This is a genomic window from Mesorhizobium sp. RIZ17 (genome assembly GCF_051127865.1).
GTDB classification, from domain to species: Bacteria; Pseudomonadota; Alphaproteobacteria; order Rhizobiales; family Rhizobiaceae; genus Mesorhizobium; species Mesorhizobium humile.
This window is the reverse complement of record NZ_CP147861.1, coordinates 6,102,041-6,120,756: the sequence shown is the minus strand read 5'-3', so window position 1 is coordinate 6,120,756 and position 18,716 is coordinate 6,102,041. Positions and strand designations below refer to the sequence as shown.

The 18,716-nt window shown below is 64.8% G+C and carries 16 protein-coding genes and 1 riboswitch; of the genes, 10 read left to right on the top strand and 6 right to left on the bottom strand.

The window, feature by feature from the left end; translation table 11 throughout:
• Positions 1-3 precede the first annotated feature (3 nt).
• Complete coding sequence (parE, locus tag WDX12_RS29800; RefSeq protein WP_434723000.1) at positions 4-2,058, bottom strand: DNA topoisomerase IV subunit B; 2,055 nt, start codon at positions 2,056-2,058, stop codon at positions 4-6.
• Positions 2,059-2,312: 254 nt separating this feature from the next.
• On the opposite strand from parE, the gene cpaB reads away from it, so the two are divergent.
• From cpaB to WDX12_RS29755, 9 genes are all read left to right on the top strand, one after another.
• Positions 2,313-3,233 (top strand): Flp pilus assembly protein CpaB, encoded by a 921-nt coding sequence (cpaB, locus tag WDX12_RS29795; RefSeq protein ID WP_434722999.1) that lies wholly within the window; start codon positions 2,313-2,315, stop codon positions 3,231-3,233.
• Between the two features lie 29 nt (positions 3,234-3,262).
• Positions 3,263-4,702 (top strand): type II and III secretion system protein family protein, encoded by a 1,440-nt coding sequence (locus WDX12_RS29790; protein WP_434722998.1) that lies wholly within the window; start codon positions 3,263-3,265, stop codon positions 4,700-4,702.
• A gap of 4 nt (positions 4,703-4,706) precedes the next feature.
• Positions 4,707-4,982: a hypothetical protein gene (locus WDX12_RS29785; RefSeq protein WP_320295509.1), complete on the top strand. Its 276-nt coding sequence runs from the start codon at positions 4,707-4,709 to the stop codon at positions 4,980-4,982.
• Between the two features lie 13 nt (positions 4,983-4,995).
• Complete coding sequence (locus WDX12_RS29780; RefSeq protein ID WP_320295510.1) at positions 4,996-6,210, top strand: AAA family ATPase; 1,215 nt, start codon at positions 4,996-4,998, stop codon at positions 6,208-6,210.
• On the top strand, positions 6,207-7,628 hold the full coding sequence (locus WDX12_RS29775; protein WP_434722997.1) for a CpaF family protein: 1,422 nt from the start codon (positions 6,207-6,209) through the stop codon (positions 7,626-7,628). The genes WDX12_RS29780 and WDX12_RS29775 overlap by 4 nt, the downstream gene beginning before the upstream one ends.
• 4 nt (positions 7,629-7,632) lie before the next feature.
• Complete coding sequence (locus tag WDX12_RS29770) at positions 7,633-8,598, top strand: type II secretion system F family protein (protein ID WP_434722996.1); 966 nt, start codon at positions 7,633-7,635, stop codon at positions 8,596-8,598.
• Between the two features lies 1 nt (position 8,599).
• Positions 8,600-9,562, top strand: a complete 963-nt coding sequence (locus tag WDX12_RS29765; protein WP_434722995.1) for a type II secretion system F family protein — start codon at positions 8,600-8,602, stop codon at positions 9,560-9,562.
• A gap of 328 nt (positions 9,563-9,890) precedes the next feature.
• Positions 9,891-10,364, top strand: coding sequence for a tetratricopeptide repeat protein (locus WDX12_RS29760; protein WP_320295514.1), 474 nt, complete (start codon positions 9,891-9,893; stop codon positions 10,362-10,364).
• Between the two features lie 175 nt (positions 10,365-10,539).
• A complete protein-coding gene (locus WDX12_RS29755; protein WP_434722994.1) occupies positions 10,540-11,712 on the top strand; it encodes a GGDEF domain-containing protein in 1,173 nt (390 codons plus the stop codon).
• Positions 11,713-11,726: 14 nt separating this feature from the next.
• Here the strand turns inward: WDX12_RS29755 and gcvP are convergent, their stop codons facing one another.
• The 3 genes from gcvP to gcvT are packed head-to-tail and all read right to left on the bottom strand — an operon-like array spanning position 11,727 to position 16,030.
• Entirely contained in the window at positions 11,727-14,537 is a 2,811-nt protein-coding gene (gcvP, locus tag WDX12_RS29750) for an aminomethyl-transferring glycine dehydrogenase (protein WP_434722993.1), read from the bottom strand.
• Positions 14,538-14,554: 17 nt separating this feature from the next.
• Positions 14,555-14,923: a glycine cleavage system protein GcvH gene (gcvH, locus tag WDX12_RS29745; protein ID WP_434722992.1), complete on the bottom strand. Its 369-nt coding sequence runs from the start codon at positions 14,921-14,923 to the stop codon at positions 14,555-14,557.
• Between the two features lie 6 nt (positions 14,924-14,929).
• The gene (gene gcvT, locus WDX12_RS29740; RefSeq protein ID WP_434722991.1) at positions 14,930-16,030 is read right to left on the bottom strand and encodes a glycine cleavage system aminomethyltransferase GcvT; all 1,101 of its coding nucleotides are present in this window, start codon (positions 16,028-16,030) and stop codon (positions 14,930-14,932) included.
• Positions 16,031-16,179: 149 nt separating this feature from the next.
• Positions 16,180-16,266, bottom strand: a riboswitch (glycine riboswitch).
• Positions 16,267-16,479: 213 nt separating this feature from the next.
• Here gcvT and WDX12_RS29735 point away from each other — a divergent pair.
• Positions 16,480-17,484 carry a hypothetical protein gene (locus tag WDX12_RS29735; protein ID WP_434722990.1) on the top strand — a complete coding sequence of 335 codons (1,005 nt, stop codon included), beginning with the start codon at positions 16,480-16,482 and terminating at the stop codon, positions 17,482-17,484.
• Here the strand turns inward: WDX12_RS29735 and WDX12_RS29730 are convergent.
• Positions 17,481-17,906, bottom strand: a complete 426-nt coding sequence (locus WDX12_RS29730) for a GNAT family N-acetyltransferase (protein WP_434722989.1) — start codon at positions 17,904-17,906, stop codon at positions 17,481-17,483. The two genes, WDX12_RS29735 and WDX12_RS29730, sit on opposite strands and share 4 nt — an antisense overlap.
• Entirely contained in the window at positions 17,906-18,715 is an 810-nt protein-coding gene (locus WDX12_RS29725) for a molybdopterin-binding protein (RefSeq protein ID WP_434722988.1), read from the bottom strand. The genes WDX12_RS29730 and WDX12_RS29725 overlap by 1 nt, the downstream gene beginning before the upstream one ends.
• Between the last annotated feature and the right edge of the window lies 1 nt (position 18,716).

Here is an 18,716-nt window from a genome sequence, read left to right as displayed (position 1 = left end):
CGATCAGATATCCAGCACGTCCGCCTCGGCGAATTCGGCACGTTCCTGGATGAAGCGGAAGCGCGCCTCGGGCTTGGTGCCCATCAGCGCGTCGACGGCATCCTTGGTGGCCTGCTCGGCGTCGATCACATCGACCCTCAGAAGCGTGCGTTTCCTCGGATCCATCGTGGTCTCCTTGAGCTGCGAGGCCATCATCTCGCCCAGGCCCTTGAAGCGGCCGATCTCGACCTTGCCGCGCCCGGTGAACTCGGTGCGCAGCAATTCGTCCTTGTGCGCGTCGTCGCGGGCGTAGCCGACCTTGCCGCCCTGCCTGATCGAATAGAGCGGCGGCACGGCCATGTAGAGATGGCCGCCGCGGATCAGGTTCGGCATCTCCTGATAGAAGAAGGTGATCAACAGCGAAGCGATGTGCGCGCCGTCGACGTCGGCGTCGGTCATGATGATCACGCGGTCGTAGCGCAGGTCCTCGTCGCGGTATTTCGAGCGCGTGCCGCAACCGAGCGCCTGGATCAGGTCGGAAATCTGCTGGTTGGCGGCGAGCTTGTCGTTGCCGGCGGAGGCGACGTTGAGGATCTTGCCGCGCAGCGGCAGCACCGCCTGGCTGGCGCGGTCGCGCGCCTGCTTGGCCGAGCCGCCGGCCGAGTCACCCTCGACGATGAAGATCTCGGCGCCGGCGGCGGCGTTCTGCGTGCAGTCGGCGAGCTTGCCCGGAAGGCGCAGCTTGCGCACCGCGCTCTTGCGCGAGACTTCCTTTTCCTGGCGGCGGCGCACGCGCTCATCGGCGCGCGCGATGACCCACTCCAGAAGCTTCGAGGCTTCCTGCGGATTGTCGGCCAGCCAGTGGTCGAACGGGTCGCGAAGGGCGTTTTCGACGATGCGCATCGCCTCGATCGTCGCCAGCCTGTCCTTGGTCTGGCCGACGAATTCCGGCTCGCGGATGAACACCGACAGCATGCCGGCGGCCGAGATCATCACGTCGTCGGTGGTGATGATCGAGGCGCGCTTGTTGCCGATCAGGTCGGCATAAGCGCGCAGCCCGCGCGTCAGTACATTGCGGAAGCCGGCCTCATGCGTGCCGCCTTCTGGGGTCGGAATGGTGTTGCAATAGGAGTTGAGGAAACCGTCGCCGCCGAACCAGGTCACCGCCCATTCGAGCGAACCGTGGCCGCCCTGCTTGTCGCCTTTGCCGGCGAAGACCTCGCGCGTGACCTGGAATTCGTCGCCGAGCGTCGCCTTGAGATAGTCCTTCAGGCCGCCTGGGAAATGGAACTCGGCCTTGGCCGGCGTCTGGTCCTTGTCCTTGATCAGCGACGGATCGCAGGTCCAGCGGATCTCGACGCCGCCGAACAGATAGGCCTTCGAGCGCGTCATGCGGTAAAGCCGCGCCGGTTCGAAGGCGGCGCCCTTGCCGAAAATCTGCTCGTCGGGATGGAAGCGGGTCCTGGTGCCGCGGCGATTGTGGACCTCGCCGAGATGCTCAAGACCGCTGACCGGGACGCCGCGGGAAAAACGCTGGCGGTAGAGCTGACGACCCCGCGCGACCTCGACCTCGAGGTGGTCGGACAGCGCGTTGACGACCGAAACGCCGACGCCGTGCAAGCCGCCGGAAGTCTCGTAGACCTTGGAGTCGAACTTGCCGCCCGAATGCAGCGTCGTCATGATGACTTCGAGCGCCGGCTTCTTGAATTTCGGATGCGGATCGACCGGGATGCCGCGGCCGTTGTCGGTGACGGTCAGGAAGCCGTCGGCGGAAAGCTCGACGTCGATGAAAGTGGCGTGACCGGCCACCGCCTCGTCCATCGAATTGTCGATGACCTCGGCGAACAGGTGATGCATCGCCTTGTCGTCGGTGCCGCCGATATACATGCCCGGACGGCGGCGTACCGGTTCCAGCCCTTCCAGAACCTCGATGTCGGCGGCGCTGTAGCCCTCGCTGCCATCACGGGCGGCGGTCGAGCGCTTCGCGGCCTGAACCAGCGGATCGGCCGGGCGCGAGGGCGCGCGCACCGGCTGTGCCGGCTTTTCCATCTTGCCGAAGAGGTCGTTGCTGTCGTCCATGCTGGGCCTAGCGTCCGGTAATGCGAATCACGTCTCGATACTGCCACGCTTTTGACGGGCGAACGAGTTCCTGTTCCGTTCAGGGATCAAACTGTCTCTTATTCCAAAACCATTCGATAACCAAGCCGGCCGAAATAGGGCGGTCCGTGAGGCCCGGTGTTCCTTATTCTTTAACATTAATGCCTAGCGTGAGGCCCAACCAACAAAAGACCACGGGCGTCAGGGGTTTCGTTGTGAGGGGCAGGGCCATACCCATGATCGGCATCGCCGCCGTTTTCGGCGCGATCTCGATCTTTGCGGCGGATTTCTGGGTCAAGAGCCAGGCGAAGGCTCAGCCCGAGGTCAAGGTCGTCACGGTCGAAGCCCCGCAGCAACCCAAGGTCGAGTTCAAGACCATCGTGGTGGCTCAAGCGCCGCTGCGCTACGGCATGGAGCTCGGACGGCCGCAGCTCGCCGAGATTCCGTGGCCGCAAGATTCCCTGCCGCAGGGCGCTTTCCCGACCATCGACAAACTGCTTGCGGACGGCAGCCGGGTGGTGCTGTCGCCGATCGAGGTCAACGAACCGGTGCTGCTCGCCAAGCTGTCGGGGCCAAACGGCCGCGCCACCCTTTCCAACATGCTGTCGCCGGGAATGCGGGCCGTCACCATCCGTACCGATGAGATCGCCGGCGTCGGCGGCTTCATCACGCCGGGAGACCGCGTCGACGTCGTGCTGACGCGCGACGCAGGGGATATCCAGGAAGTGTCCAAGAATGCGCAGGGCGCCGCCGGCTCGACCGTTACGTCCGAGATCGTCGTGTCCGACGCCAAGGTGCTTTCGGTCGGACAGGGCGCCGACGAACGCAAGACCGAGCCGCAGGTCGCCAATTCCGTGACCCTCGAGGTGACCAATGAAGGGGCGCAGAAAGTGGCGCTCGCTCGCACCGTCGGCTCCTTGTCGCTGTCCTTGCGTTCCGCGGCCGACGCCAGCGCCAGCAAAGGCGGGCTTACGACCATCTCCTCCTTCGGAGGGTCGGTTGCCGCAAACGCGCAGGCGAGCGCCGCCTCGCTCGTCAACGCGATGACGAAGGATGAGGACAAGCCGAAATTCAAGACGGTGATCGTGACGCGCGGCGACAAGGTCGAGGAATACAAGGTTCCTTCACGGGAACCGCCGCAGGAACTGCAGCAATAGCCGGTGGGGACCGGCGGGGACGGGGCAAGATGTTCGGGTTTGATGCATTTCGGACGACCGGGGGATGGCGTCTTCTCGGCGCGATAGCGCTGGCGGCGGCAATGCTTGGCGTCACCGGGCCGGCAAGGGCGGACAATGAAATCGTCTATGTCTCGGCGAACAAGAACGCCTCGATCAAGGTTGCCAAGGGCAAGCCCAAGACGATCATGACGAGCGCCGCCTTCTACCAGATCGTCATCGGCGATCCTGAGATCGCCAACGTCAATCCGCTGACCGACAAGTCCTTCTACGTGCTCGGCAACAATCTGGGCACCACCGGCATTGCGCTCTTCGACCAGAACAAACAGCTTGTCGGCACCATCGACATCGAGGTGACGCTGGATACCGACCAGCTGGCCAGCACCATCCGCGCCAGCGTGCCCGACGCCAAGATCAAGGTCGGTTCGGCGAACGGCCGCGTCGTGCTGTCGGGCGAGGCCGACGATGCGGTCGCCGCCGACAAGGCCAGCAAGATCGCGTCGCGCTTTTCCGGCAATGAGGAGGTCATCAACTCGGTCAACATCTCGTCCTCGCAGCAGGTGCAGCTCAACGTCCGCTTCGTCGAGATCAACCGTCAGGCCGGCCAGGACCTCGGCGCCAAATACTCCGCCAATTTCGCCTATGGCATCGGCAATCGCAAAGTCGTGCTGAACCCGGACGGGGGGAGCGTGACGGGGGCCGGAACCGGTGAGATCATCGGCAGCCTTTTGTCGAACGGCGTTTCGATCGATATCGCCATCAAGGCGCTGGAGGAACGCGGCCTGGCGCGGCGGCTTGCGGAACCGAACCTGATTGCGCGTTCGGGCCAGACGGCGAGCTTCCTTGCCGGCGGCGAATTCCCGATCCCGGTCTCCGAGGACAATGGCAAGATCAGCGTCACCTACAAGAAGTACGGCGTCGGCCTGGACTTCACGCCGACGGTGCTGAAGGACGGGCTGGTGAGCCTCGACATCGCGCCGGAAGTGTCCTCGATCGACCCGTCCGCTTCCATCCAGGTCAGCAGCGGCATTTCCATTCCGGCCTTCATCGTGCGCCGCGCCAGGACATCGATTGACCTCAAGAACGGCCAGAGCTTCATGATCGCCGGCCTCCTGCAGTCGCAGAACGACATCACGACATCGCGGGTGCCGGGGATCGGCAAGCTGCCGGTGCTCGGTCCGCTGTTTTCCTCGAAATCCTATCAGCGGCGCGAGACCGACCTGGTCATCATCGTCACGCCTTACCTGGTCAAGCCGGTCGATCCCTCGAAGAAGATGGTCGAGCCGACCGACGGCACCCAGCCGGCAAGTCCCGCCGACTATTTCCTGAACAACACCGAGGAAGTGGACGCCTCGGCGTCGAAGCGTCCGATGGCTCTGGCGGACGGCAGCGCCGCCCGGCCGGTGGCCGCCACCACGTCCGGCCACTTCCTCGACCTGCCAAAGGACTAAGGCCATGCGCATCCCCGTTTGCATCGCTCTGCTGCTGGCCGGCTTCGCCGGCGGTTGCACCAGCGACGACTACATTCGCGCCGAAGGGGTGACACTGGCGGCCGGCAACGCGCAGGCGTCCAACACCGCCATGCAGATGGTCGATCCCTGGAAATACGGCGTGCAGAACACAAAACTCCTGGTGCCGGCCCAGCGCCCGGGTTCCGAAAGCGCTGCCGTCGGTGCGAAAGCCGGCTCCGGGCCGGCGCCGGTGACATCATCATCAACGACATCGAACTGATGGGCTGACGACGATGGCATCTGGTAGCAAGACCAAGAAGATCCTGCTCGTTTCCACCGACAAAGTGTTTGTGCAGGACACGCGGACGGCCTTCGCCGCTTCCGAGGTGATCGAGCTTTTGACGGTGGAAAAGAGCGTCAATGAGCTGCGCGGCGAGGCCGTTGAGGCGGATTTCGGCACCGTCATCGTCGACATGGATGCGGCGAAGCTCGAAGAGATCGAGTCGCTGCAGCGCGTCATGCGGCGGCTGGAAGGCAGCGTTCCGGTGGTCGTCGTCACCCAGGAATTCAATGCGGCGGCGGTGCGCATCCTGGTGCAGCTCAAGGTGGCCGATTTCCTGGTCAAGCCGATTACGACGGCCGACCTGGTGCGTTCCGTCATCCGTGCGCTGCAAGGGCCGGGGCGGGAAGAGAACACCGAATCGCACATCTACACCTTCATGCCGGCCGCCGGTGGCGTCGGCACCACCACGCTCGCCCTGCAGACGGCCTTCCAGCTGCATCATTCGGTGACGCGCGGCGCCTCGACATGCGTCGTCGACCTCAATTTCCAGCAAGGCGCCTGCGCCGAATATCTCGACCTGGAACCGCGCTTCGACATCACGGAAATCGAGAACCAGCCGGAGCGCCTCGACCGGCAGTTGCTTGACGTGATGCTGTCCAAGCATGCAAGCGGGCTGTGCGTGCTTGCCGCTCCCACGCGCCCGTCCGACATGCGTTCGTTCAAGACCGATGTCGTGGTGCGCATGCTCGACCTCGTGGCGGCCTATTTCGACAATGTCGTCATCGACTTGCCGCGCACGTGGTTCCCCTGGACCGAGACGGTGCTGCTGGGTTCCAACAAGCTCTATATCGTCGCCGAGATGACGGTGCCCTGCCTGCGCCATACGCAGCGTCTCATCCAGGCCGTCTATGAGACCGCCGGCAAGGAAGTGAAGCCGAACGTCATCGTCAACCGCTTCGAGCAGAAGATGTTCGACAGCGGCATCAAGCAGGCCGACGTCCAGGAGATACTCGGCGAGCATTTCGTTGGCGGCATCTCCAACAATTACCGGCTGGTGCGCGAGGCGGTCGACCGCGGTGTGCCGCTGCACGCCATCGACCCCAACGCCAATGTCGTCAACGACCTGAAGAAGATCATCCTTCCGGAAGAGGCCGTCCAGACCATGGCCAAGTCGAAGTCGCTGTTCGGCCTGGGCAAGGGCTTGCTGAAGAGGAAAGCAGGATGAACAGCCGCTTTTCCAACCTGCAGAGTCGCGACGTCCGTCCGCAGCGTGCGCCGGAACCCGCGCCCGTCACGCACAATGCGGTCATCATCCCGACGACCCGCAAGCCGGCGCCGCCGAAGCCTGAAGCCACGCCCGCAAAAAGCGCCAACAAGGTGCTCGATGCGCGCGTGCGCATCCATCGCATGCTGCTCGAAGAGATCAACCTCGTGGCGCTGGAGCGGCTGCCCAAGGATGAAATGCGCCGTCAGGTGCATGAATTCGTCTCCGAGAAGACGCGCAATGAGCGGATGGCGATCAACAACGCCGAACTTGACGCGCTCGTCGACGACATCGTCGACGAGATGGTCGGCCTCGGCCCGCTGGAGCCGCTGCTCAAGGACCCCGAGATCAACGATATCCTGATCAACGGCCACGAGAATTGCTTCGTTGAAAAGCGCGGCAAGCTGCAGCAGGTCCACATCCCGTTCAAGGATGAGGCGCATCTGCTTCGAATCATTAATAAAATCGTCGCGGCGGTCGGCCGCCGCGTCGATGAATCACAGCCGATGGTCGACGCCCGCATGCTCGACGGTTCGCGCTTCAACGCCGCGATCCGCCCGGTCGGCGTCGATGGGCCGCTGGTGTCGATCCGCAAATTCTCCAAGAACAAGCTCGGCCTGCACAAGCTGGTCGAATTCGGCGCCATCACCCAGAACATGGCCGAAGTGCTGGCGGCGGCGGTGCATGCCCGCAAGACCACGATCATCTCCGGCGGCACCGGCACGGGCAAGACGACGATGCTCAACGCCTTGTCGGCCTTCATTCCGGAAGACGAGCGCCTGATCACCATCGAGGATGCGGCGGAGCTGCAATTGCAGCAGCCGCATGTCGCGCGCATGGAGACGCGCCCGGCCAATATCGAGGGCCACGGCGAATTGAAGCAGCGCGACCTTGTCAAGAACGCGCTGCGCATGCGCCCCGACCGCGTCATCCTCGGCGAGTGCCGCGGCGAGGAAGCCTTCGACATGCTGCAAGCGATGAACACCGGCCATGAAGGCTCGATGGCCACCATCCATGCCAACACGCCGCGCGATGCCATCTCGCGCCTGGAACAGATGCTCGGCATGACCGGCATGCCGATGACCGTGCAGTCGATCCGCAGCCAGATCTCCAGCGCCATCGACATCATCGTCCAGTTGACGCGCCTGTCCGACGGCAAGCGCAAGGTGACCAGCGTCGCCGAAGTGACCGGCATGGAAGGCGACGTCATCCAGATGCAGGAGATATTCCGCTTCGTGCGCACCGGCATGGAGGCTGACGGAAAGATCCTCGGCCACTTCGAAGCAACCGGCATCCGCCCACGCTTCCTCGAGGACCTGCGCAACATGGGCATCGAATTCCCGGGCAAGTATTTCGAACCCGGCCGGCCGCAGGACTAGGCCGGTGTTCGAGGGATTCAGCCCGGTCTACGTCGTTTACGCCGCGGCGGCGCTCACCGGCATCATGATCGCCGAGGGCCTTTATTTGCTCTATGCCGGGCGCAGCGAAAAGCGCACGGCCATCAACCGCCGCATGAAGCTCGCGGAGAACAAGATCAGCCAGGAGCAGGTGCTGATCCAGCTGCGCAAGGAGCGCGGGATCGACGGCGGCAGCTCCATCTTTTCCCTCGACCGCTTCCGCGCCCTGCGCACGCAGTCCGGCATGACCACGCCGCTGCCGAAGTTCCTCATGATCACATCGGGGATCGCTCTCGCTTTGGCGCTTGTCGGCATCTGGAAGGGCTTGCCGCTCCTGTTCGGCCTCATCCTGCTTCTCGTGTTGTTGCCGGTGCTGCCGGTGATGGTCATGCGCTTCATGCGCAAGCGCCGGCACAAGCGGTTCGGCATGCAACTGCCCGAGGCGCTTGAATTGATCACGCGCGGCCTGAAGGCCGGCCATCCGGTGCCGGTGGCTATTGCCATGGTTTCGCGCGAAATGGCCGATCCGATCGGCACCGAGTTCGGCGTCGTTGCCGACGAGGTGACCTACGGCTCGGACCTGGTCTCGGCGCTCAACAACCTTTTCGACCGGGTGGGGCACGAGGACCTGCCGCTGTTCGTCACGGCGGTGTCGATCCAGAGCAGCTCGGGCGGCAATCTGCGCGAGATCCTCGACGGCCTGTCGGCGACGATCCGCGACCGTGGCAAGCTGCGCCGCAAGGTGCGCGCCATTTCGACGGAAGGGCGCATGTCGGCCTACATCCTGACCGCGGTCCCGGTGCTCCTGTTCACCGCCATCATGGTGCTGATGCCACAGTTCTACCAGGATGTCTGGGACGTGCCGAAGACCTGGTACATGCTGAGCGGCTCCATCATCTGGCTGCTGCTCGGCAACGCCATCATGTTCAAGATGTCGAATTTCAGGTTCTGAGATGGAAGACGTCATCCGCTTCCTTGCTTCGCTCGCGCCGACCTCGCTGATGCCGATCGCCGTGCTGCTCCTGGTGCTGGGCGGCGGCGCCGTCGCCTGGCCGCTGGTGCTCGCCAAGGGCGATCGCGGCGATGTCAAGCGCCGGCTGAAGGTGGAGATATTGCAGCCGGTCGAGCAGGTGGAGCCCGCGCCCAAGAAGAGCACCAATGCCGTGCGCGAGAAGGCGGTGAAACGGGCGCAGGAGTTCTACGCCAAGAGCGACCCGGAAAATGTCGCGCGGCTGCGCCTGAGGCTCATCCAGGCCGGCTATATGGAGCCGCGCGCGGTCGGCATGTTCTTCCTGATCCGTTTCGCCGCGCTGGTCGGAGCGGCGCTCGGCGCATTCCTGGTCAACCACTGGGCGGCCAGCGCCGAGTCGACCATGACCAGCCGCTGGACCTTCATCATCCTGTCGGGGGCCGGCGGCTATTTCCTGCCTGGCCTCGTGCTGGCGCAGAAGGTTCGGGAAAAGATGCGCGAATACCGCAACGGCTTTCCCGATTTCATGGATTTGATGATCGTCTGCTCCGATGCGGGCATGAGCATGGAGGCCGGCATCGAGCGGGTCTCCAAGGAGCTTGCCAGGACCTATCCGTCGCTCAGCCAGAACCTGATCCTGGTGTCGCTGGAGTTGCGGGCCGGGCGCAGCCTCGACGACGCGCTGAAGGCGCTTGCCGACCGCCTCAGCCTCGACGAGGTTCGCTCCTTCGCGACGCTCTTGCAGCAATCCAAGGAACTCGGCACCAGCCTGTCGGGTTCGCTGCGCGTCTTTTCCGACGAAATGCGGCACAAGCGCATGTCGCTGGCCGAGGAGAAGGCGCATGCCCTGCCGGCCAAGATGTCGGTGCCGGTGACGGTCTGCATCCTGCCGGTGGTGCTGATGATCGCCATCATACCGATCATCGTGAAGCTGACCGCCCACTGAGGATTCAGGTGAGGCCGGCCTGCAAACGGCAGCCTCCTGCGCTTCCGGTGCTCACGTACTTCAAGTACGCTCCGCTCCGGCCTTCGCCGGCCGAAGCCCTCATAAGGGTCTTCGCTCCAGGAAGGCTACGGCCGGCGTAGGCCGGTTCTCGGTGGCTACCGTTTTCGACTCGGCCTGCCCTGAATGGGCGGCATCTCAGGAGCACTGGTTAACGCACCCTTGGCGCGCAACCGAATTTTAGCTGCATTTCGGCACCGAAGCTTAATCGCTCTCCTGTATCGTCTTTTCCTGAAGAACGACCCGGCAAATCGGGCGATGGGGCAGGGGCATGCGTCAGAGACTTCCCAGGGCAGCGGCGGCGTTGGCGGCCGTCTTGATGATCACCGGCTGCACGACGAACAACAACGTCGACACGACCAAGACCACGGCGATCCAGCCGGTGGCCAAGGATATCAGCGCCAACGACCTCGTCGAAGGCAAGGCGCAGTTCCGCGAGGCGAATTTCGGCCTTGCCGAACAGCATTTCCGCAAGGCGGTCGAGCTCAAATCCGATAATGCCGAGGCGTGGATGGGGCTTGCCGCGTCCTATGACGAGCTTGGCCGCTTCGACTTCGCCGACCGCGCCTATGCGCAGCTGCTGAAGGTCGCCGGGCGCAAGCCGCAGATCGTCAACAACATGGGTTATTCGCAGCTTCTGCGCGGCAACAAGAAAAAGGCGCGCGCGCTGCTGCTCGAGGCCAAGGCCGGCATGGCCGACCAGACGGTGGTCAACGCCAATCTGGCGCTGCTCAACAAGGGCTGATCCCTCTGCGGGTTCCCGTTTCCCGTGTGCCGTCGAGGGACTTCGCCTCTGATGTCGACGCTTTGTAAACCCTTTGCCGAGGTAGCGTTGGGCATTCGCCGAAAACGGTTTGCGCCGGCCGCCGCCAGCCTACATTGAGGGACGACGGGCACTCGCTAGAGGCAGTTCTTCACCGATGTTGGATTTCAGTTCGCTCCTGCTCGCCGCGGCGCTGTCGGGCACATGCCTCAGCATCACCATGTTTGCAATCTGGCTCACCACGCCGCGGGCGCGCTTCGTGCTCACGGTCGCCTGCGGCATCTTGGTGCTCGTCGCCCATGTCGTCGCGTTCTGGCGCTATACCAAGGATCCCGAACCCTGGCTGTGCCAGATCGTGCTGGCGCTGCTGACCCTGGGTTTCCTGATCATCTGCCTGTCGGCCATGCAGTATCTCGGCTTTCGCGACTACCGTCGCGCGATCGTGCCGACGCTGGCCGCGATTGCGGCCTGCGCGATCGTCACCTTTCTCGGTTTCGACGGGATCGGCTTCCAGATCACCTATGCGGCCGTGACGGCGCTGCTCGTGGCGATCGGGACGATGTTCTGGATGAAGGGGGATCACGATCGCCAGATCCTGCTCGTCGTTTCGTTCCTCAGCGGCGCCTGCGGCCTGTCCTTCGCGCTGTGCGGCCTGACGTTGCTGGCGCAAGGGCAATGGGCCCTCGGCGCCGCGCCCGACAATTGGGCGGAGCGGCTGAACTCTGTCGTCGCGGTCGCCTGCATGACCGGGCTCGGCGCGCTGACGCTTTCGCTGCACCACCTGCAGGCGCAGATCGAGCTCAAGGCCGAAACCATGACCGATCCGCTGACCGGCCTGATGAACCGCAGGGCGCTCAACGAGCTTTACGGCGATCGCAGCTTCGGTCCGTTCATGGCGATCGCGATGTTCGATCTCGACCATTTCAAGATGACCAACGACGTCTTCGGCCACCCCGTCGGCGACCAGGTCCTTTGCCGCTTCGCGGCGGTGATCAAGAAATACGGCAGGGCAGGGGTCGACGCCTTCCGGTTGGGCGGCGAGGAATTCGCGCTCGTCATGTCGCGCGTGACACCGGAAAAGGCGCATGACATGGCAAGCCGGATCGGCGTCGCGTTCGGCACGGAGATCGTGCCTACCCATCGCGGCCCGCTGCGCAGCAGCGTCAGCGGCGGCATGGGCTTCGGCTCGGCCGCGGGCCGTCCCCTGCACGAGGTGCTGGCGCAAGCGGACGCCGCGCTTTACGCGGCCAAGCGCGCCGGGCGCAACCGCGTCATCGCTCAGGTCGAAGCGGACCAGCCCGATGCCGGGCCGGCCCTGAGAACCGCCTGAGCAAACGTCAGCGTCTACTCCGCTGCGCCGAGATATTCCGACAGCGGTGGGCAGGAGCAGACCAGGTTGCGGTCGCCGGCGACGTTGTCGATGCGCGAGACCGGCGGCCAGTATTTCGCCGCCAGATCGGCGTCGCCCGCCGGATAGGCCGCCTCCAGCCGCGAATAGGGATGCTTCCACTCACCGGCAAGCGCTTCCGCCGCGGTGTGCGGGGCGTTGACCAGCGGGTTGTCGTTGGACGGCCACTCGCCCTTCGCCACTTTCGCCGCCTCGCCGGCGATGGCGATCATCGCCTCGCAGAAGCGGTCGAGCTCACGCTTGGGTTCGGACTCGGTCGGCTCGACCATCAGCGTGCCGGCGACCGGGAACGACATGGTCGGCGCGTGGAAGCCGTAGTCGATCAGGCGCTTGGCGATGTCGTCGACGCTGATGCCGGCGCTTTCCTTGAGCACGCGCGTGTCGAGGATGCATTCATGCGCGATGCGGTCGCTCCTGCCTTTGTAGAGCAGCGGGTAGTGTGGTGCCAGCCGCGTCGCCACATAGTTGGCCGAAACGATCGCCGTCTCGGTCGCCTGCTTCAGGCCGGAGCCGCCCATCATGCGGATGTACATCCAGGTGATCGGCAGGATTGAAGCGCTGCCGAAGGGAGCGGCGGCAACGGCATGCGCCGAGCCTTCCGTGACATGGCCCGGCAGATAGGGCTTCAGATGCGCCCTGACGCCGATCGGGCCGACGCCCGGACCGCCGCCGCCATGCGGAATGCAGAAGGTCTTGTGCAGGTTCATGTGGCAGACGTCGGCGCCGATGTCGCCGGGGCGGGCGAGGCCGACGAGCGCGTTGAGGTTGGCGCCGTCGAAATAGACCTGGCCGCCATGCTCGTGGATCAGCGCGCAGAGATGGCGCGCGCCTTCCTCGTAAACGCCATGCGTCGAAGGGTAGGTGAACATCAGCGCCGCGAGGTCCTTGGAATGCTCGTTGGCCTTCGCGCGCAGGTCGTCCATGTCGATGTTGCCGTCGTCCAGGCAACGCACGACGACGACACTCATGCCGGCCATCGCGGCGCTCGCCGGATTGGTGCCGTGCGCTGAGGACGGGATCAGGCAGATGGTGCGGTGGCCTTCACCGCGCGCGCGGTGATAGGCGCGGATGGCGAGCAGGCCTGCATATTCGCCCTGGCTGCCGGCATTGGGCTGCAGGCTGACGGCGTCGAAACCGGTGATCTCCGACAGCCAGGCTTCCAAGTCGCCGATCATCTTGAGATAGCCCTCTGAATGACCGGCCGGCGCGAAGGGGTGCAGGTTGGCGACGCTCGGCCAACTCACCGGCATCATCTCGGCGGCGGCGTTGAGCTTCATGGTGCAGGATCCGAGCGGGATCATGGTGCGATCGAGCGCGAGGTCCTTGTCGGCCAGCCTGCGCAGGAAGCGCATCATCTCGGTTTCGGAATGGTTGTCGCGGAAGACCGGCTGGGTGAGGAATTCCTTGCCGCGCGGCTTGCCAGGCATGGAGCCGCCTTCCGCCGCGCCGGGCTTGGCCCCGAACAAGGCGGCGATCGCCTCGAGATCGGCTTGCGTGGAGGTCTCGTCGAAGGCGATACTGACGCGGTCGGCGTCGATGACGCGCAACAGCCGGCCGGTGTTTTCGGCGGCAGCGGCGATAGCGCCGGCCTTGCCCTTCACCTCGGCCGTCACCGTGTCGAAGCGGCTTGCGCCGAGGACGGATACACCGGCTGCCTTGAGACCCGAGGCAAGACGGCCGGCCAACCCGTGGATCTGACCGGCAATTGCCTGCAGCCCGGCGGGGCCGTGCCAGATCGCATAGGCCGTCGCCATGTTGGCCAGCAGCGCCTGTGCGGTGCAGATGTTGGAGGTCGCCTTGTCGCGGCGGATGTGCTGCTCGCGCGTCTGCAGCGCCAGCCGGTAGCCCGGGCGGCCCATCGTGTCCGTCGACTGACCGACGAGGCGGCCGGGCATCAGGCGGGTCAGCTTGTCGGAGACGGCGCAATAGGCGGCATGCGGACCGCCAAAGCCCATCGGCACGCCGAAACGCTGCATCGGGCCGACGGCGATGTCGGCACCAAGTTTTGCCGGCGCGTCCGTCAGCGTGAGCGCCAGCGGGTCGGCGATGAAGACGACGAGCGCGCCGGTCGTGCGGGCCTTCTCGATTGCCGCCTTGTGGTCGCCGTAGACGCCGAAGGTGTCCGGCCAGGAGACGAGCAGGGCGGCGGTGTTGTCGTCGATCGTCTCGCCATCGACCTCGATGTCGAGCGGTTCGGCGCGGGTGCGCACGACGTCCAGCGTCTGCGGATGCGGCGTGCCGGCAAGCGCCACCTTGGTGCGCTTGTCGCGGTGGTGGCGCAGCGCGATGCCGACGGCTTCGGCGACGGCGGTGGCTTCATCGAGCAGCGAGGCGGACGCCACCGGCAGGCCTGTCAGTTCCGTCACCAATGTCTGGAAGTTGAACAGCATTTCCAGCCGGCCCTGGCTGATCTCGGCCTGGTAGGGCGTGTAGGCCGTGTACCAGGCCGGATTCTCGAACAGGTTGCGCTGGATGACCGGCGGCACGAAGACGCCATGATAGCCGGCGCCGATGAAGCTCTTCAGCACCGTGTTCTTCGCCATGATCGCAGACAGTTCGGCCAGCGCTTCCGCTTCGCTGGCCGGAGCCGGCAGGTCGAGCGGCTGGTCGAGGCGGATCGATCTCGGCACGGCCTGGCTGATCAGCGTTTCGACGGACGGAACGCCGAGCACGGCAAGCATGGCTCTGACATCGTTGACGCCCGGGCCGATGTGGCGGGCCGAGAAGGGAGTAAGCGCTGCGGTCATGTCTTTATGTCCTGATATCAGCCAATATGGGCTTTGTAGGCGGTCTCATCCATCAGGCTGTCGAGCTGGCTTTCGTTGGCGAGCTTCATCTTCCAGAGCCAGCCGTCGCCGGTCGCGGCCGAGTTGACCAGCGAGGGATCGGCCGACAGCGAGGCGTTGGCCTCGGTGATCTCGCCGTCGGCCGGCGCGTAGACGTCCGACGCCGCCTTGACGGATTCGACGACGACGGCGGTGTCGCCCTTGGCGAGCTTGCGGCCGATTTCCGGCAGCTCGACGAAAACGAGATCGCCGAGCTGTTCCTGCGCATAGTCGGTGATGCCGACGGTGGCGACGCCGCCCTCGACGCGCAACCATTCATGGTCTTCGGTGAAATAGGTCTTTGCCATCGGGACTTATCCTTTGCGGTAGCGATGCGGCGTGAAGGGCAGGGACGTGACGTCGACCGGGATTTTCGTCCCGCGGACGTCGGCGAAGAGTTTCGTGCCGGGCTTGGACAGCGGCGTGTTGACGTAGCCCATGGCGACCGGGTGCCCGGCCGAAGGGCCGAAGCCGCCGGATGTGACGTGGCCGGCCGGATTGCCGTCGGCATCGATCAACGCCGCGCCCGCGCGCACCGGCTGGCGTCCGTCGGGCTTCAGGCCGACGCGCTTCTGCGACGGCCCGCGCTCGAGGATAGAGCGCAGCGCGTCGGCGCCGATGAAATGACCCGAGACCCGGACCTCCTTGGGAATTGCCCACATCAGTCCGGCGCTTGCCGGATCAATCTCGGGCGTCAGGTCCTGGCCGTGCAGGCAAAGCCCAGCCTCGAGCCGCAGGCTGTCGCGGGCGGCAAGGCCGATCCACTGCACGCGCTCGTCTTCCAGGAGTCTGGCGACGAGATCGCGGGCATCCTTCTCCGGCAAGCCGATTTCGAAACCGTCCTCGCCGGTGTAGCCGGAACGGCTCATGAACCAGTTTTGCCGCGGCTCGACCCCATGCATGAAGAGCAGCGAGCCGGTTTCGATGCCGGCCCGCGCCAGGGCTGCCCAGGCGTCCGGTCCCTGGATCGCCAGGAAAACCCGGTCGAGCGGGTCGACCCTGGCGTCGAAATCGGCGCAGAGGTCGCGCAGATGCTTCTCGTCCTCCACCGCGTTGCCGGCATTGGCCACCACCATGAACCGGTCATCGCCCAGGCGCGTCACGATCAGGTCATCGATGATGCCTGCCGCCTCGTTGAGGAAGAAGGTGTATTTGGACTGCGAGATGTCCAGCGCGCCGGCATCGAGCGGGCAGGCGCGGTTCAACAACGCGATGGCTCCCGGACCGGCGACCTCGAACAGCTTCATATGCGAGATGTCGAACAGGCCGGCATGCTCGCGTGAGTGAAGATGCTCCTTCATCACGCCGGGCGGGTAGGTGAGCGGCATCGACCAGCCGGCGAAGGCGCCGAAACGCGCACCCTCGGCCTGATGCAAATCCTCGAGGGGTAGATGTCTGGTGTCGTCGCCTGTCATGTCTTCTCCAGAGTCGCACGCCAATCGACCGCCAATGGCGGCCTAGTCGTGCCCCTCTGTCTGAAGCCTGAGAGACTCGCGCCCCGTAACTCTGTCGGCAGCGCTTACACCTTCGGCGCGGGAAGATTCCCGACTTTCCAGAGTTGTCTTTCCCGTCCACGGTTCTTTTGCCTGAGAGATTTCGGGCGATTTCCCCTTCGGCGACAGCTTACGCTGCTCTCTCCCGCAAACAGGTAGGACTCAGTCACCTGAGTCCTCGACGCGCCATCCATAGCCCGTCGGCGACACCTTGTCACCTCCCAGCGACATTTTCAGGCGCGGGGCGCTATTGGACCAGATCCTCCGCACTGGCAAGGCTTCGCTAACCACTCCATTTGCCGGTTTCTCAAGACAATGCTGATAAACCTGACGGGATAACGCCGGCAACGGGCGACGGGCAGGGGCGGCAAATGGGCGAATTGATCATGAGCGCTCCGGTGGCGGGGCTGACCTCGAAGAACAAGATCACGGCCGAGGACGTGACGATGCTGCGGCGCGAGGTTTTCGCGGACGGCGTGGTGAGCCGCGGCGAGGCCGAGGCCCTGTTCGCGCTCGACCAGACGGCGCGCGACAAATGCGGCGAATGGGCGTCGTTCTTCGTCGAGGCGGTGACCGATTACATCGTCCATCAGGAAAAGCCGGAAGGCTATATCTCTGAGGAGAATGCCGACTGGCTGGTCCGCACGATCTCGCGCGACGGCATGGTCGACAGCCGAACTGAGCTGGAGCTGCTGGTTCATGTGCTGGAGGAAGCGAAATCCTCGCCCGGCCAGCTCTCGGCCTATGCGCTGGAACAGGTCGCGCATGCGGTGATCGACGGCAAAGGCCCGTTGATGCTCGGCGGCGATCTCGTGCCAGGGCTAATCGCCAAGGCCGAGGTCGATCTGTTGCGGCGCATTCTCTATGCCTACGGCGGCGACGGCAACATCGCCATCAGCAAGGCCGAGGCTGAGGTCCTGTTCAAGATCAACGACCGGACCGCGACCGCCGACAACGATCCGTCCTGGAACGACCTCTTCGTCAAGGCGATCGCCAACTATGTCATGTGCTCGACCGGCTACGAACCGCCGACGCGGGAAGTGGCGCTGCGCCACGAGACTTTCCTCGACGAGGCAGGCCCGACGCTTGGCGGCTTCTTCAGCCGGATGGTCTCGGGCGGATTCGCCGCGATCCTCGAAGCCTATCATTCGCCCGGCGATATCGAGGCCGAATGGGAAGCCAGGAACCGGGCCACCGAGGCGCTTGCCCGCCGCGCCGAGACGATCGATGCCAGCGAGGCCGAATGGCTGGCCGAGCGCGTCGGCGGCGGCCAGCGGCCGCTGCGCGACAACGAGCGCGCGCTGCTGACGCTGATCAGGCACGCTTCGCCGGAAATCCATCCGGCGCTGAAGCCGCTGCTTGAGAAGGTGGCTTAGGCAGCGACCGTCTTGCAGAGGATGATGTTGGAATAGCCTTCGGGCCACCCGGTCAATTCGGCCATGCGGTCGAAACCGGCTTTCTCGTAAAGGCCGGGCGCCTGGAAGTCATGGGTCGAAACCCATATCCGCAGCGAGCCGCGCGCGGCGGCCTCCACGACGAAGGCATCGAGCAGCTTCCTGCCGTGGCCGAGGCCTCGATAGGCCTCGTCGACCCACATCAGCGTGAGCTCGGCAATGCCGGCCCAGGAATAGCCGGCGGCGGCCCCGACCGCGCGCCCTTCATCATCCCGCAGCGTAAAGACGAGGGCACGGTCGTCGCTACGGCCTGTCAGCCGCCGGTTGTCATTGTCGAGACGCTGCTCGATGGCATCCAGCCCTGCCGCCGCAAGATCATGCTCGGCCTGCGGGCGAGGGGCCATCAAATCCCGCCATACCAGTCGTAGCCATTGTCCTCCCAATAGCCGCCGCGCCCGCCGCCGACATTGGCAAAACTGTCGACCAGCTCGATCTTGTAGACGTATTTCGGCATCTTGTAGCCGAGCTGGCGCTCGACCCGCACGCGCAGCGGCGCGCCGTTTTCGACCGGCAGCGGCTTGCCGTTCAGGCCATATGCCAGGATCGTTTGCGGATGGCGGGCGTCGATCAGGTCGATCGTCCCGTAATATTTGATGTCGCCGGACAGGCTCTGCTCGATCGTGTCGAGGCAGTGGAACATGACGTAGCGGGCCTGCGGCTTGACCACCGCCTGGTCCAGCACCAGCGACAGCGGCGTGCCGGTCCATTTGGCGATGCAGCTCCAGCCTTCGACGCAGTCGTGGCGGGTGATCTGGGTGCGGCTCGGCATGTTCTGGAGCTGCTCGCGGGTCAGCGACAACGGTTTTTCAACGAGGCCTGAAACTTCCAGGCGCCAGTCGGCGAAATTGTTGGCGAGCAGACCCTTGTAGGTGTCGTCATCGGGCGCCGTGCTGCCATTCGGCCGCTGTGGCTGGCGGATATCGGCCTCGGTGAATTCCGGCGCCAGCGCGTCGCGGCCGGCGAGCAGGCGTTGCGCGCGGTATGTCAGGCCATTGGCGTTTTCGAGGAAGTTGCGCAAGCCGCCGCCGATGCCCAGGCCGCTGTCGAAGGCGTCGCAGCCCGACAGCGCGATGCCGGACAGGCCAAGGCTGCTGGCGGTGAGGAACTTTCTTCGACTCATTTGGAGCTTGGGGCTGATCTGGAATTTTGCCATG

What these genes read in the sequence shown, in the direction of transcription:
- WDX12_RS29735 (WP_434722990.1), top strand. Translation starts at nt 16,480, where the DNA reads ATGGGCGAATTGATCATGAGCGCTCCGGTGGCGGGGCTGACCTCGAAG.
- WDX12_RS29785 (WP_320295509.1), top strand. Translation starts at nt 4,707, where the DNA reads ATGCGCATCCCCGTTTGCATCGCTCTGCTGCTGGCCGGCTTCGCCGGC.
- gcvT (WP_434722991.1), bottom strand. Translation starts at nt 16,030, where the DNA reads ATGACAGGCGACGACACCAGACATCTACCCCTCGAGGATTTGCATCAG.
- gcvP (WP_434722993.1), bottom strand. Translation starts at nt 14,537, where the DNA reads ATGACCGCAGCGCTTACTCCCTTCTCGGCCCGCCACATCGGCCCGGGC.
- WDX12_RS29725 (WP_434722988.1), bottom strand. Translation starts at nt 18,715, where the DNA reads ATGGCAAAATTCCAGATCAGCCCCAAGCTCCAAATGAGTCGAAGAAAG.
- WDX12_RS29730 (WP_434722989.1), bottom strand. Translation starts at nt 17,906, where the DNA reads ATGGCCCCTCGCCCGCAGGCCGAGCATGATCTTGCGGCGGCAGGGCTG.
- WDX12_RS29760 (WP_320295514.1), top strand. Translation starts at nt 9,891, where the DNA reads ATGCGTCAGAGACTTCCCAGGGCAGCGGCGGCGTTGGCGGCCGTCTTG.
- WDX12_RS29775 (WP_434722997.1), top strand. Translation starts at nt 6,207, where the DNA reads ATGAACAGCCGCTTTTCCAACCTGCAGAGTCGCGACGTCCGTCCGCAG.
- WDX12_RS29790 (WP_434722998.1), top strand. Translation starts at nt 3,263, where the DNA reads ATGTTCGGGTTTGATGCATTTCGGACGACCGGGGGATGGCGTCTTCTC.
- WDX12_RS29780 (WP_320295510.1), top strand. Translation starts at nt 4,996, where the DNA reads ATGGCATCTGGTAGCAAGACCAAGAAGATCCTGCTCGTTTCCACCGAC.
- WDX12_RS29765 (WP_434722995.1), top strand. Translation starts at nt 8,600, where the DNA reads ATGGAAGACGTCATCCGCTTCCTTGCTTCGCTCGCGCCGACCTCGCTG.
- WDX12_RS29755 (WP_434722994.1), top strand. Translation starts at nt 10,540, where the DNA reads ATGTTGGATTTCAGTTCGCTCCTGCTCGCCGCGGCGCTGTCGGGCACA.
- gcvH (WP_434722992.1), bottom strand. Translation starts at nt 14,923, where the DNA reads ATGGCAAAGACCTATTTCACCGAAGACCATGAATGGTTGCGCGTCGAG.
- parE (WP_434723000.1), bottom strand. Translation starts at nt 2,058, where the DNA reads ATGGACGACAGCAACGACCTCTTCGGCAAGATGGAAAAGCCGGCACAG.
- cpaB (WP_434722999.1), top strand. Translation starts at nt 2,313, where the DNA reads ATGATCGGCATCGCCGCCGTTTTCGGCGCGATCTCGATCTTTGCGGCG.